Annotated in this window: 15 protein-coding genes; 12 read left to right on the top strand and 3 right to left on the bottom strand. The window is 56.3% G+C overall.

From position 1 onward, the window contains the following. Positions 1 to 228: 228 nt before the first annotated feature. From aspS to VHE10_00080, 11 genes are all read left to right on the top strand, one after another. Positions 229 to 1536 carry an aspartate--tRNA(Asn) ligase gene (gene aspS / locus VHE10_00130; protein HVU06196.1) on the top strand — a complete coding sequence of 436 codons (1308 nt, stop codon included), beginning with the start codon at positions 229 to 231 and terminating at the stop codon, positions 1534 to 1536. Between the two features lie 14 nt (positions 1537 to 1550). Next, complete coding sequence (locus VHE10_00125) at positions 1551 to 2291, top strand: ScpA family protein (protein ID HVU06195.1); 741 nt, start codon at positions 1551 to 1553, stop codon at positions 2289 to 2291. Between the two features lie 15 nt (positions 2292 to 2306). Further along, complete coding sequence (locus VHE10_00120; GenBank protein HVU06194.1) at positions 2307 to 2924, top strand: SMC-Scp complex subunit ScpB; 618 nt, start codon at positions 2307 to 2309, stop codon at positions 2922 to 2924. Next, on the top strand, positions 2914 to 3855 hold the full coding sequence (locus VHE10_00115; protein ID HVU06193.1) for a hypothetical protein: 942 nt from the start codon (positions 2914 to 2916) through the stop codon (positions 3853 to 3855). Before VHE10_00120 ends, VHE10_00115 begins: the two co-directional genes overlap by 11 nt. 368 nt (positions 3856 to 4223) lie before the next feature. After that, the gene (locus VHE10_00110; GenBank protein ID HVU06192.1) at positions 4224 to 5327 is read left to right on the top strand and encodes a putative peptidoglycan glycosyltransferase FtsW; all 1104 of its coding nucleotides are present in this window, start codon (positions 4224 to 4226) and stop codon (positions 5325 to 5327) included. Positions 5328 to 5359: 32 nt separating this feature from the next. Continuing rightward, on the top strand, positions 5360 to 6487 hold the full coding sequence (locus tag VHE10_00105) for a UDP-N-acetylglucosamine--N-acetylmuramyl-(pentapeptide) pyrophosphoryl-undecaprenol N-acetylglucosamine transferase (protein ID HVU06191.1): 1128 nt from the start codon (positions 5360 to 5362) through the stop codon (positions 6485 to 6487). Positions 6488 to 6555: 68 nt separating this feature from the next. Further along, positions 6556 to 8028 (top strand): glutamate--tRNA ligase family protein, encoded by a 1473-nt coding sequence (locus tag VHE10_00100; protein ID HVU06190.1) that lies wholly within the window; start codon positions 6556 to 6558, stop codon positions 8026 to 8028. Next, complete coding sequence (locus VHE10_00095; protein HVU06189.1) at positions 8006 to 9316, top strand: peptidoglycan DD-metalloendopeptidase family protein; 1311 nt, start codon at positions 8006 to 8008, stop codon at positions 9314 to 9316. The genes VHE10_00100 and VHE10_00095 overlap by 23 nt, the downstream gene beginning before the upstream one ends. 26 nt (positions 9317 to 9342) lie before the next feature. Beyond that, complete coding sequence (locus VHE10_00090) at positions 9343 to 9657, top strand: hypothetical protein (protein HVU06188.1); 315 nt, start codon at positions 9343 to 9345, stop codon at positions 9655 to 9657. Positions 9658 to 9668: 11 nt separating this feature from the next. Then, positions 9669 to 10334 (top strand): hypothetical protein, encoded by a 666-nt coding sequence (locus VHE10_00085; GenBank protein ID HVU06187.1) that lies wholly within the window; start codon positions 9669 to 9671, stop codon positions 10332 to 10334. 153 nt (positions 10335 to 10487) lie between these two features. Beyond that, the gene (locus VHE10_00080; protein ID HVU06186.1) at positions 10488 to 11117 is read left to right on the top strand and encodes a class I SAM-dependent methyltransferase; all 630 of its coding nucleotides are present in this window, start codon (positions 10488 to 10490) and stop codon (positions 11115 to 11117) included. A gap of 53 nt (positions 11118 to 11170) precedes the next feature. Here VHE10_00080 and VHE10_00075 read toward each other — a convergent pair whose 3' ends face one another. Continuing rightward, a complete protein-coding gene (locus tag VHE10_00075; protein HVU06185.1) occupies positions 11171 to 11602 on the bottom strand; it encodes a hypothetical protein in 432 nt (143 codons plus the stop codon). A 227-nt stretch (positions 11603 to 11829) separates the two neighbouring features. Here VHE10_00075 and VHE10_00070 point away from each other — a divergent pair, with 227 nt between their 5' ends. Then, on the top strand, positions 11830 to 12102 hold the full coding sequence (locus tag VHE10_00070; GenBank protein HVU06184.1) for a 50S ribosomal protein L27: 273 nt from the start codon (positions 11830 to 11832) through the stop codon (positions 12100 to 12102). A 73-nt stretch (positions 12103 to 12175) separates the two neighbouring features. Here the strand turns inward: VHE10_00070 and rplI are convergent, their stop codons facing one another. Then, positions 12176 to 12619 carry a 50S ribosomal protein L9 gene (gene rplI, locus VHE10_00065; protein ID HVU06183.1) on the bottom strand — a complete coding sequence of 148 codons (444 nt, stop codon included), beginning with the start codon at positions 12617 to 12619 and terminating at the stop codon, positions 12176 to 12178. A 38-nt stretch (positions 12620 to 12657) separates the two neighbouring features. Continuing rightward, complete coding sequence (locus VHE10_00060) at positions 12658 to 13920, bottom strand: S41 family peptidase (GenBank protein ID HVU06182.1); 1263 nt, start codon at positions 13918 to 13920, stop codon at positions 12658 to 12660. Between the last annotated feature and the right edge of the window lie 7 nt (positions 13921 to 13927).

The raw sequence follows: 13927 nt of genomic DNA, 5'->3' as shown, positions 1-13927 counted from the left end.
ATTCTGTGCTTCTTCTATCATATTTATGATGAAAAGTCAATTATTGCCCTGCAATAATTTTAGAGATATTATCTAATTAACCAACGACCCGGCTGACACCCGGCGAGGAATAGGCGGTAGAAGAGAAGAGTTATAAACCAGGGTGGCACCGCGAGATTCGCGCCAAACGGCATGAAATCGCCCCTGCGAGTCTGATATCAGATTCGTGAAGGGGTCTTTTATTTTTATATGAAAATCTCAATCCCAACCAACAAAGTCATCGAGCATGCAGGCCAAGACGTCATGGTCCGCGGCTTCGTGCACGCTCTCCGCGCGCAGTCCAAGATCGCATTCATCGTCATCCGCGACATCAACGGCACCATCCAGGGCGTCGTAGGCAAAGAGTCGCCTGCATTCGATACGGCGAAATCTCTGAATGTCGAATCGGTCGTCGAGATACATGGCTTGGCCAAAAAAGCCGACCAGGCTCCGGGCGGCGTCGAGATCGAGGTCAAAGATATCGTCGTCCTTTCAGCCGCCGCTCCCGAACTGCCGATCCCTGTCGTCACTAAAAAGGGCGGGGAAGAGACCGAGGCGCCGATCCGCTTCGACTATCGCTGGATCGATCTTCGCAAGCCGGAAAAGGCCCAGATATTCAAAGTCTGGACCGAGCTCGAGCGCGGCTTCAGGCAGTATTGGCTCGACAACGATTTCCTCCAGATATATCCGCCGTCATTCATGAACACGCCGTCGGAAACAGGCGCGCAGGTCTTCGAAGTAAAGTACTTCAAGGGCAAGGCATACCTCGCCCAGTCGCCCCAGTTCTACAAGCAAATGGGTATCGCATCCGGTTTCGAGCGCGTCTTCATGGTCGCTCCGGTATTCCGCGCCGAAGAATCGTTCACCACGCGCCACTTGACCGAATTCACCGGCTGGGACTTTGAAATGGCATATATCGAGTCGCATCACGACCTCATGGATACGGAGGAAAAAATGCTCGTTTCGGGCTTTACGGCAGTGAAAAAGGCATTCCCGAATCTGGCCATAGAAATCCCGACCACGCCATTCCCGCGCATTCCTATGGTCGAGGCGAAAAAGATCCTCAAAGAGCGCGGCGTCGAATCGGGCGAAGAGCATGACCTTTCGCCGGAGGAAGAGCGCGCGATCTGCGACTATGTAAAGGAAAAGCACGGCCACGATTTCGTATTCATCACCGACTACCACAAATCCAAGAGCGCCTTCTATCACATGCGCCACGAAGAGGGCAGCGAGCATGGCCCTGACCGATCGAAGCGCGCGGATCTTTTGTATCGCGGCATCGAGGTAACGACATTGGCCCAGCGCGAGCATCGCGTAGACATCCTCGAAAAGCAGGCTTTGGACAAAGGCATGAGCCTCGAAGCGCTCAAAGACTACATCAATTTCTTCCGCTATGGCTGTCCTCCGCACGGCGGAGCAGGCATCGGCCCGGCGCGCCTCATCATGAAGATGCTCGACCTTCCGAACGTTCGCGAAGCGACCTATTTGCCGCGCGACGTGAAGCGCTTGAATCCATAATCGCGCCGAGACGTATGTCCTTCACCGTCAAACAGCAGCATTTCGAAGGCCCGCTCGAGCTTCTCCTCGATCTGATAGAGAAGCGCAAATTATTCGTGAACGACGTATCGCTCGCGAAAGTCGCCGACGACTATATCGCATACGTGCACGATCTGGGCGAATTCCCGGTCGCCGAGGGCGCGCAATTTGTCCTTGTCGCTTCTACACTGCTGCTCATCAAATCGAAATCGCTCCTGCCGCAGCTGACATTAACGACCGAGGAGCAGGCGTCGATAGACGACCTGAACCGCCGTCTGAAGATATACGAGCGCATGCGCGAAGTGTCGGGCAAATTACGGCCGATATTCGGCAAAAACGTGCTCTTTGCCCGAGGCGAACGAAAGTTAGACGCTGTTTTTTCGCCCGACGCCGATATGACTATCGCGAACCTGTTCGCCGCCGCCGGTCGCGTGCTCGCCAACCTGCCGAAACGCGAATTTCTGCCGAAAGTCGTCGTGGACAAGGTCATCAGCCTCGAAGAGATGATCGGCAACCTGACCAAGCGCGTGGTCGAGAGCCTACGCATGAGCTTCCGCGAATTCAGCGGGCATGCGGGCAAAACCGCAGAGAATCAGGCCAAAAAAGTCGACGTCATCGTATCGTTCCTCGCCATGCTCGAATTGGTCAAGCAAGGCATCATAAACGTCACCCAGGAGCGCCATTTCGACGACATACAGATGGAAACCGGCCAGAGCGTTGGCGTGCCGAAATACTAGCGATATACTCTACCTATGGAATCCGCTCCCGCACCGCTCACACTTGAGACCAAGCTCGAAGCCCTGCTCTTCTGGAAAGGCGAGCCGATAATCCTAAAAAAGGCCGCGGCCATGCTCGATTGCGCGCCTGAGGAGCTCGAAACTGCTTTGACGGCCTTGGAAACCGGCCTCGCGGGGCGAGGACTTCGAGTCATCCGCAATGGCGACGAAATAGAGATGCGCACGGCTCCGGAAGTCGGCACGATCATCGAAAAGCTGACCAAAGACGAGCTCATGCGCGACCTGGGCAAAGCCGGACTCGAGACGCTGTCAATCATTCTGTACAAAGGCCCGGTCAAGCGATCAGAGATCGATTACATCCGCGGCGTGAACTCTTCGTTCATCTTGCGTAACCTGCTCATCCGCGGCCTTATCGAGCGCATCGCCGAGACCAGCGGCAGGAACGGGCAACCAGGCCAGGGCAGGGGCTATTCATACAAGCCGTCCATAGACCTGCTCGCGCACCTCGGCGTCGCCAAAATCGAAGACCTCCCGGATTTCGCAAAAGTAAAAGCCGAGCTCCAGGCTTTCGCCGACGAAGAGGCTGCTGCTGACAAAGCGTCGGCCGAATCCGCCCCATCGCATGAATCCTAAACGCGCCGCCGTATCCGAACTCTGCCTTTTGGCGCTCGTCGCGGCGCTGTTTTTGTGGTGGATATACCCGGCGCCCTTGCCGATCCCGAAAGAGCCCTTGATTGCCACGTCCACGACGACGGTCCAGGAGCTCTTGTTCCCGTATACGCCGGTCGAGGCGGCCTCGGCATTCGTCTATGACGCCCGCGACGACAAGGCTCTCTATGCCAAAGACCCTGACGGAGAGCGGCCCCTCGCATCACTGACGAAACTGATGTCGGCTCTGACGGCTTCGAATATCGTCCCTGAATCGGTTTCGGTGCGCATAACGCCTGATGATATCAGGGAAGAGGGCGACAGCGGCCTCTATGTCGGCGAAGAATGGCATATCCGCGACATCGTGGACTTCAGCCTCGTCACGTCGTCAAATGACGGCATCCGGGCGGTGGCACGAACGGCCGGAACCCAGATTTCCGCCACGGCCACCGACCCCATAGGTCTTTTCGTAGCGCAGATGAATGCCAACGCGCGATCGATCGGCCTCGCCGACATGCGATTCTCTAATCAGTCCGGCCTCGACATAGACAAGACGACGTCGGGCGCATACGGATCGGCCCGCGACGTCGCGCTCCTGGTGGATCACATCATGAAAACGGACCGGCACCTGATCGAAGCGACCGCGCTCCAAAAGACGATGATATCCTCGGAGAACTATCCTCACGCCGCAGTGAACACCGACCTGGCTATACCGAATGTGCCGAATCTCATCGGATCGAAGACCGGCTATACCGATCTGTCAGGCGGGAACGTGGTCGTGGCATTCAATGCGGGCCTGAACCATCCGATCATTATATCGGTTCTCGGATCCTCATATGACGGCAGGTTCAAAGACCTGGAAAACCTCGTAAAATCAACGATTTCTTATCTTAACGCGAAAGTGCTTGACAAATAGAACAGGGGGTGCTATACTTATACCAGACTAAGCTATTTGAAGACGCCGCTCGCGGAACGCCAAAAAGAGACAGAGACATGTCTTCGTTCCGTATTCCGAGCCGTCCCTCCCAATAAGCGAGTCGGGTTACTGTGGTAGCGACCGCGCCAAGCGCGAAGCCTCCAGAGTCCGGTGCGTCACACGCCCCGCCGATCGATCGAGCTCCCGGCATCCGCCGCGCGCTCTCCAATCTGCGCCCGAAGCGAGTAACCGAGTTATCCTTCTCGGCCAAACCTTCTAGACTATGCCTCCTGGATCTTAATCCCGGAGGCTTTCTTTTTGCACACATGCGCGACCGGCCGCGCACAGACGCGTGATATCATGAGCAGATGCGCAAGAATCGGATGGATACGCGGCTCCTCGTAGCGATCGGGCTCCTCATCGTCGCCGGGTTTCTTATATTCTTATCGGCCTCGCTCGGGCTCCTCGCGCGCGACTCGGCCCATTTTGGTTCGATCGCTTTTAAACAAATATTTTTCGGACTCGTGCCGGGCCTCCTTGCCCTCTATGCGTTTTCGCGCATAGACCATATGCATTGGAGGAAAGTCTCGTTCTGGCTCTTCCTGTTCGCCATCGTCCTTAACGTCGCCATCTTCATACCGGGCCTGGGATTAAGGCACGGCGGCGCGGTCCGATGGCTTATCATCGGCCCGTTTTCGCTCCAGGTATCAGAGGTCCTGAAGATCGCAGCCGTCATGTATTTCGCCGCATGGCTTTCCTTCGTCAAAGACAAGGCGTCCGATTTTAAAAAAGGATTCATTCCGCTCTGCTTCATGCTCTTCGTGACGGGGGTCCTGTGCCTCCTCCAGCCCGATACCGACACGTATCTGATCATCGCTTCGGCATTGGTCGCCATGTTCATCGCCGCAGGGGGCAAGTGGCGGCACATCGCGTCTCTCGGCGCCGCGGGAGCGATCGGTCTGACATTGCTGGCGTTCTCGCGGCCGTACGTCATGGCGCGCATACAGACGTTCTTCGATCCGAGCGGCGCGACCCAGGCGGCGGGATATCAGATCAACCAGTCGCTCATCGCCATAGGATCGGGGGGCATCGCCGGCCGCGGCTTCGGCCAGAGCATCCAGAAATTCAACTATCTTCCTGAACCGGTGGGGGATTCGATATTCGCCGTGGCGGCGGAAGAATTCGGCCTGATTGGCGGGCTGGTATTGCTCGGCCTCTATGTGTTCTTCGCGCTGCGCACGCTGAAAGTCGCCCTGACCGCGGAGAACCAGTTCGGCACGCTGTTGGCGGTCGGCATAGCGACGTTCATCATCGTCCAGTCGTTCACGAACATAGGCGCGATGGCGGGCGTCTTGCCGCTCTCCGGCGTGCCGCTGCTGTTCGTATCGCAGGGCGGTACCGCATTGCTGTTCGTGTTGGCGGAATCCGGCATTCTTTTGAATATTTCGAGAACGGCACGTTTGAGGCGCTAAAGCTGTGATAAAATAACCGCAATTCTAAAACCATGAAAATCCTGCTTACGGGAGGCGGCACGGGAGGGCATTTCTATCCCATCATCGCCATAGCGCAGTCAATCAGGGCGATAGCGAAGACGGAGAAGCTCATCGACGCTTCTTTGTATTACATGGCGCCGTCGCAGTACGACGAGCGCGCCCTGTTCGAGAACGGCATCATATTCGAGCGCTCGTATGCGGGCAAAGTGCGCCGCTATTTCTCGCTCTGGAATATCACCGACGCGCTCAAGACCGCCGTCGGCGTCATGAAAGCCGTCGCCCGCGTCTGGCAGATATATCCCGACGTTGTCTTCGGCAAGGGCGGCTATGTGTCGTTCCCGGTGCTTTTCGCCGCGCGCGTCTTGGGCATTCCCGTCGTCATCCATGAATCGGATTCGCACCCCGGCCGCGTGAATCTGTGGGCAGGGAAGTTCGCGAAAAGAATCGCCCTGTCGTACAAGGAAGCCGCCGCATATTTTCCCGCGGACAAGGTCGCTTTCACCGGGAATCCGGTGCGAAAGGAGATCGCCGAGCCAATCCGCGAAGGCGCCCGCGAATATCTGAAGCTCGAGGATACCATTCCGACGATTTTGATCTTGGGCGGCTCGCAGGGCTCGCAGAGGATAAACGAGGCCATCATCGGCATCCTCCCTGATCTGGTCAAAAGATATTACGTCATCCACCAGACGGGTAAAGACAACATAGACGAGATGACCAACACGTCGCGCGTCATTCTGAACGAAAGCATCCACCGCGACCGATACAAGCCGTTCGCGTACCTGAACGCGCTGGCGCTGCGCATGGCCGCAGGCGCTTCGTCGCTGATCATCTCGCGCGCAGGCTCGACCATATTCGAGATCGCGCTTTGGAAAGCGCCGGCGATCATCATTCCGATCCCGGAAGAGATCAGCCACGACCAGACGTCGAACGCGTTCGCCTATGCTGCGGCGGGAGGATGTTCGGTCATAGAAGAGGTGAACCTGACGCCGCACGTATTGGCGGCAGAGATCGAGCGCATCATAGACAAGCCCGAAGTCGCTGACGCCATGCGCGCCGGCGCCGAATCGTTCGCCCATCGCGACGCGGCCGATAAGATCGCCCGCGAGATCATAGATATCGCTTTGACGCACTCCAAATAAGTTCGCGAGGCGGTTTTCGCAGTCCAAAATAGCTCAGATCGGACACCGCGGTGTGCTATAATGTGCCTATGATCTCAGGAATCAGAGCCTTTTTCAGAGCTAATTTCGGATGCAAGGGCGGCTTTGGGTCAAAGAACGGCTCCAAAATAGTCACTCGCTTCGCGCCTTCGCCGACGGGGCTTCTCCACGCAGGCAACTATCGCACGGCGGTCTTTTCATACCTCTATGCCCGCCAGAACGGCGGCAAGTTCATACTCCGCATCGAAGATACCGACGCGGCCCGATCGAAAAAACAATACGAGGACAATATCATCGAAAGCCTGGCATGGCTCGGCCTCGAATACGACGCGACGTACCGCCAGTCAGAGAGGGGAGAGCTGTACCGCGAATACCTGGAGAAACTGATCGCGGAGGGGAAGGCGTATGTTTCAAGCGCCGAGAACGAAACCGCCCGCGCCGCCAAGAGCGAGAATCCCGGCCCGCGCAACGCAGTGATCCGCTTCAAAAACCCGAACAAAAAAGTCCGCTTCCACGACCTGATCAGGGGCGACATCGAATTCGACACGACCGACCTCGGCGATTTCGTCATCGCCAAGAGCGTCACGGAGCCTATCTTTCATTTCGCGGTCATACTCGACGACTATCTGATGGGCATAACGCACGTGGTGCGCGGCGAGGACCACATTTCGAATACGCCGCGGCAGATTTTGCTCATAGAAGCTCTCGGCGCGCCTGTGCCGACGTATGCGCACCTGCCGCTCGTCCTCGCCCACGACCGATCGAAGCTTTCTAAGCGCCACGGAGCGAAGCCGATCACCTATTACCGCGACCTCGGATACCTGCCGGACGCGCTCCTCAATTACATGGCGCTCCTCGGCTGGAATCCGGGCACCGAGCAGGAGATATTCGACCGCGCCGGCCTCGTCAAAGCATTCGATCTGTCGAAAGTCCAGAAAGGCGGCGCGATCTTCAACGAAGAGAAGCTCCGCTGGGTCAATAAAGAGCATATAAAGCGCATGGCGCCGGCGGCTTTCGCGGCGGAGATAAAGCGGCGCGTCGAATCGTCCGATCGGGCCAAAGACCTGCATTGGAACATCACGGCGTCCATGGCGGAGAAGATCGCGCCTGTACTCATGGAGCGCGCGAGCGCGTTCAGCGACATAGACGCGTCCATAAATGCGCAGGACCTCGATTACTATTTCGCCGAGCCGACGTATGACGCATTATCGCTGAAATGGAAAGACGATGCCGACCTGGCGCCGGCGACAAGGCACCTCGACTACATAAAAGCGGCCCTGACCTCTCTGCCCGACAAGAAATGGAATGAGGAGGGGATCAAGGCCGCGATATGGCCGTATGCGGAGAAAGAGGGCAGGGGCAATGTCCTCTGGCCCTTCCGCTATGCCCTTTCCGGAAAAGACCGATCGCCCAACCCCTTCACCCTCGCTTCGATATTAGGCAAACAAGCCGTCCTCAAACGTATTGAAGAGGCGCTGGGGCTTATACGCAAGAGCGCCGATGCCAAAACACAGCTTCCGTAATATAAAAACCGCGAGCATCGCCGTGGCGTTCTGCGCCGCGTTTTTGTTCTTATGCATAGAGACGGCTTCGCCCGCGTCCGCAGCCGATTCTGCCGACGACATACGCGCGAAGATCACCGAGAACAATCAGAAGATCCAGGACCTCCAGAAGCAGATAGACCAGTACTCGACGCTCCTCAATTCGACATCCAAGGAAGCCCAGACGCTCTCAAGCGCCCTTAAGACGCTCGAATTGACCCAGAAGAAGCTTGAGACGAACTTGGCCCTGACGAGCCAGAAGATATCGAAGACCAGCCTGACCCTGAAGCAGCTCGACGACGATATCGAGGACACGGAGATCAAGATCGCCGCGACATCGAAAGCCATCGCCGAATCCATCCGCGACACCGCGTTCGCCGAATCGCAGTCGCCGATCGAGAACCTGCTCAACAACAAGAACATCTCGGCGACCTGGGACTACGTGAACGCCGTCCAGAGCCTCCGGACCAAGGTCAAAGACCGCTATGACGACTTGAGCGACCTGAACGAGCTCTTGAATGCCAAGCAGGACGAAGCATTGGGCGAGCAGTCGAAATTGAAGTCATACCAGAAGGATCTGGCAGGCCAGCAGCAGACGGTGCTGGCGACGAAGGACGAGAAGTCCAAGCTTTTGACTGCGACGGCGGGCAAAGAGGCGGAATACAAGAAGATACTGGCGGACAAGATCGCCGAGCGCGAGACGTATGAAAAGGAGCTCTTCAGCTATGAGTCGCAATTGAAGGTGACGCTCGACCCGAATGCGGTTCCCGACGCCAAGGCCGGCATCCTGACCTGGCCTTTGGACAGCATCCGCATCACCCAGTACTTCGGCAAGACCGTCGCGGCCAAGCGCCTTTACGTGTCCGGCACCCATGGCGGCATAGACCTAGCCGCCTCTATCGGAACTCCGGTAAAGGCCGCATTGTCGGGCACCGTCGCCGATACGGAGCCTCTGAAATACAAGAGCGGCTGTCAGTACGGCAAATATGTGCTCATCAGGCATCCGAACGGCCTTTCGACCATATACGGCCACCTGTCGGTCGTATCGGTAAAGCCGGGGGATACGGTCATAACAGGGGATGTGATCGGGTATAGCGGCGACACCGGCTATGCCACCGGCCCGCACCTACATTTCGGCGTATACGCGAGCGAAGGCATCCGCGTCGTGGACTCGTCGGCCCTCGGGTCAAAGACCTGCGCAGGCATAAAGACCGTCGCTGCGCCGACGAACGCATATCTGGACCCGATGGCATATCTGCCGAAGCTCTAGGGCGCAGGGCGTGATATAATTTAGCCATGATCAAGTACGTCATCCTTGCGCTCATCGTGATCATCGTTTTGAGCTTTTTCGGCTACGATCTGCGCGCTATCATCGACGCTCCGCTGACCCAGAACAACCTCCATTACGCATGGGGCGGCATTACGACCGTCTGGAACTATATAAAGGGACCGCTCCTGTATCTTTATAACAACATCTTCCTCGGCATCCTCTGGCAGGCCTTTTTGCATAACCTGGGCCGCATAGACGCGGGCGCTCCGACCGAATTGCAGAGCGCCGGACAACGTCTGATGAATGCAGGCGATCAGGGATATCAACCGTTGGGACAGTAACTTTCACAAAAATGCAGAACGTCGAACCGACTATTCAGACAATAATTGGACTTTTTTGCACCCTGATAGCGGGTATCCTGCTTGGCGCGGCCATAAGCTCGCACATCGAATGGGAAATCGTAGCGTCTCTTTCTCATGCGTTCATCGCGATCAGCGCCGTCATAGGTCTCAGCCAGGTATTCATGACGCATAAAGACATCGCCCAAAGGAAAGCGCGAGAGACGATTGAGATGGCTATGTCTCAAATCAGATTCTATCGAGAAGTGGTCATAGGGACCTCAAACGATCTCGAAGTCGCCCTTCGTACCGGCGGCAGGACGCTTATCTGTAACATAACGCCCAAAACGGCGTATGATTTTAGCGTAGAGGGTTTTGCCGCCTTGAGATCAGACACGGCTTTCATGTCAGCTTACGAGCACTATAGAAAGGAAAGGAGCGTATACAGAGAGGTTGCCTCGCACCAGCTCGAGCTGCTTAACGCATTAGAAGAATTCTCCATAAACGTCATCACATACAATCTTCGCGATATTGCCGCAATGGAGTCGATTAAAAACCTCATGGTAGAGACGATAGAGGAGAATGCTTTTGCTCTTTTTGCTTTTGTAAACCAGGGCGACAACTTTAGCTATCTAAACGAACTCTATAGGGCATGGAAGAGGCCCGTTCAGTTCTCATAGCGAGATTCTCGAAGAATCCTTTATTTGTATACATATTGCCGAAAAGATATATTGTGCGACATGGCTATATAGATTCCCCCTGCCTTGTATAAAGGCACGCTTCGTGTAGAGTTTGTCTAGAAACCTCAAAGCTCCCCACAACCTCTTCTGCCTATGAATACTCTGACCGCTCCTAAGGCTCCGACGGAGTCCATAGATTGGCATCTCTACTGCCGGAATACCAGGAACAAGCCTCCGTCCGACCTGGCCAGGTCTTCCCTCGCCCTGTCGAAGCGGACGCGCCCGTGCCCGCACGTTCTGGAGCTGGGTCCTGGATCCTGCGCCGATGCCCGGTTCTTCCTCGAGAACGGCGCCGACACGGTCACCGCCGTAGACGCGTCTACGGCCGTAAGGCCGTATGCGTCCGCTCTAGCGAACGAGTTCCTCGGCCGATTCATGCTCCAGCCGGTCCTCTTCCGCGATTTCGGTTTCGATGACGGCCCATACGACCTGATCTTCGCTCAGCATTCGCTCCAGTACCATGGAACCGAAGGCTTCGATAGTCTCGTCGGGCGCATCATCGGATCGTTGGCTCCAGGCGGCGTATTCGCCGCGACCTTCATCGGGACGGACCATTTCGTGAAGAAATTCTGGTCTGACCTCGCCTTCTCTTCGAGAGTGGACGTCGAGCGGCGGCTTGCGAGCCTCCGTATCGTCGACGTCCGCGAACAGAGGGAGATGAAATACGCTCACGAATGCCAGGGCCTGGTCAATCACTTCATCGTGATGGCGACAAGGCCCTGATAGCCAAAAGCCCGCACATCCTTTATCGGATATGCGGGCTTCTGTTTTGCCGCTTAGCTTCGAGCGATCTCCTTCTGGTACTTCTTCCAGCACTTCGAGGAGCTCTTCCATGGATCGAGGCCGAACTTCTCGTAGAGGTGCTTGCCGTAGGCAAGGTTGCCGTCAATGGTGTAGATGTCGAGGCCGAGGGATTCGGCGGTGTCTTCGTGATAATAGGTGTTGATCTGCATCACGCCGACGTCGTCTTTGTTCACCTTACCCCTGATGACGTTGCCGTCCGAGCCGAACTGCCTGAAGGTCGATTCGCAGCGCGCGACTTCGGCCAGTATAGGCGTATCCTTGAAGTAATCGCGGACGTAGGCTTCGGTAGAGAGCGTAGAGAGAGGTCGTTCGATCGAAGCGGTCGTAGTTGCTTCCGGTGCCGTGCCGCCCGTCGAGACGAAAGCGGTAGCGAGCATGAGGAGGCTGGTCGTAAGCTCGATCATAAGTTGTTTAGGTTCAAAGTCTTTAATTCAGTGCCTTATCGGCTTGCGCCTTTGAAAGCAGAGCCTTAAAAACAAATCACCAGAGGTGAACTCTGATGTAGGTCTATTATAGCACCTCTAAACCTGATTGTCAAGCATGAAAGACGGGCCTGTTTTAGGCCTAGTATTGACTAAAAAGGGGTCTTGGGCTATATTTATGGCCTTAGTAAATACATCCCAGTTTAGCCATGGCAACAAAGAAATCAGCCGGAACGACAAAAAACGGGCGCGATTCAAACCCGCGCTACCTCGGCGTGAAGCTCTACGCGGGCGAAGTCGCTAAAGTAGGCTCTATCATCATCCGCCAGGAGGGCCTCAATACCCTTCCGGGCAAGAATACGGCCCTCGGCAAGGACTACACTATCTACGCTACCGCCGAAGGCAGGATCAAGAACTCCACGAAGCGCATGCTCGGCTTCAACGGCAGGACGAAGGTTAAGAACGTCGTTCACGTTCAGTAGCCGGGAGAGGCCCCCGCATACAAATAAAAACACCCCAGGGCTTGGCGGGGTGTTTTTATTTGTATGCGGGGGCCTATTTCGCGCTGACCTTCAATGTGAACGTCGCTGATTTGCCCTGCACTTTGATGTCTACGGCGTGCTCCCCTACCGCCTTGATAGGCTTATCGAGGACGATGAATTCAGGGAGGATATCTACGCCGGTCTTCTCTTTGACCAAAGGAGCGATCTCGGCGGCATGAAGGCCGGCGAAGAGATGGCCCTTGTCGTTCGCCTCGAGGGCGACTTCGACGACCTGGTCGTGGATGGACTTGAGGTTTTTGGCGAGAAGGTCTTCCTTGACCTTTTTCTCCGCTGCTTCCTGCTTTTTGACGAGCTCGACGCGCTTCATGACGCCGGCAGTCGCGACTTCTGCTACGCCCTGCGGAATGAGGCTGTTCAACGCGAAGCCGTCGGCGACGGTCTTCACGTCGTGCTTCTTCCCTACGCCCTTTACGTCTTTGGTGAGTACTATCTTCATATGCGTGCTGTGTTTGGTATTAGGTCTTTGATGTTAGCCTATGGCTCCTTCGAAAGCAACTCGACGGCTTTGTCCATCTGCGGGTCGCGGTTGGCCTTGATATCGGCATCGGTGAGCTCTACGACATAGTCGGGGGTGATGCCGAGCTTGGATATCGAATTGCCGTTCGGGGTAAGCCATTTAGCGATGGTGACCTTGAGCGACGTGTCAGGGGTGAGGTTGACCAATTCCTGGACGGAGCCCTTGCCGAAGGTCTTAGTTCCGACCAATGTCGCCTTTCCGTTTTCAGACAGGGCGCCGGAAAGGATCTCCGAAGCCGACGCAGAGCCGCCGTCGACCAGGATGACGAGCTTCAATCTGTCGGTGAATATATTGTAGCCCTTGCTCCTGTAGACCGATTCTTCCTGGCCCCTGCCGAACTCTTCGCGCACGACAACTTTGCCTGACGGAAGGAACCACGACGCCATGTCTATGGCCGCGTCGAGATATCCGCCCGGATTGCCGCGGAGGTCGATGATCAATTTGTGCGAGCCGGAGTCTACGAATTCCTTGAGAGCGTTCCTGAAGAGGTATGCGGAGTCTTCGCTGAAGCTATAGAGCGATATGACGAATATGCCGTCTTTGCGCAGGCCCGTGCCGCCGTTCGAGCCGCCCGCTGACGCGGTCTCGTCCTTGGTATCGGTCCTGACGGTCGGCATGTCTATCTTCGCCCTCGTGATGGTGACGTCTATAGGATTCTTGACGCCTTCGCGGCCGAGGGTCAGATGCACCTGGGTGCCGGCCTTGCCGCGGATGAGGCTCACCGCCCTGTCGGTCGTCATATCGGTGGCGATCTCGTCGTTGATCTTCAAGATGAAGTCGCCTGCCTTTACCCCCGCCTTCTCTGCGGGAGAGTCTTTGATCGGGGCGACGACGGCCAGATGCCCGTTCCTAATGCCGACTTCCATGCCGACGCCCTCGAATTTGCCCGCGATCTCGGACGCGAACATCTGCGACTCTGCCGGCGGGAAGAATACGGTATATGGATCGCCGAGCGACGCCGTCATGCCTTCGATGGCGCCGTAGACCCTGTCCTGGTCCGAAGTCGAAGTACCCGCGTACTTTTCATTGATGATATTCCAGGCTTTCCAGAACGGAGCGAAGTCTACGCTCGAAGGCTTGGCCTCGTCCTTGTTAGAAAGCTCGGTGACAAGCGATTCGTGATTCAGAGATACGCTTCCCTCTCTCCATCCGAAAAAGAAGGCGATGACGACGGCAGTAAGGAATATCGAGGCGAGCGAAAGCTTCTTGGATTGGTTCATGGCGGAG

This window comes from Candidatus Paceibacterota bacterium (genome assembly GCA_035546035.1).
GTDB lineage: Bacteria > Patescibacteriota > Minisyncoccia > Phycocordibacterales > UBA6065 > UBA6065.
This window is presented reverse-complemented; position numbering and strand designations above follow the sequence as displayed.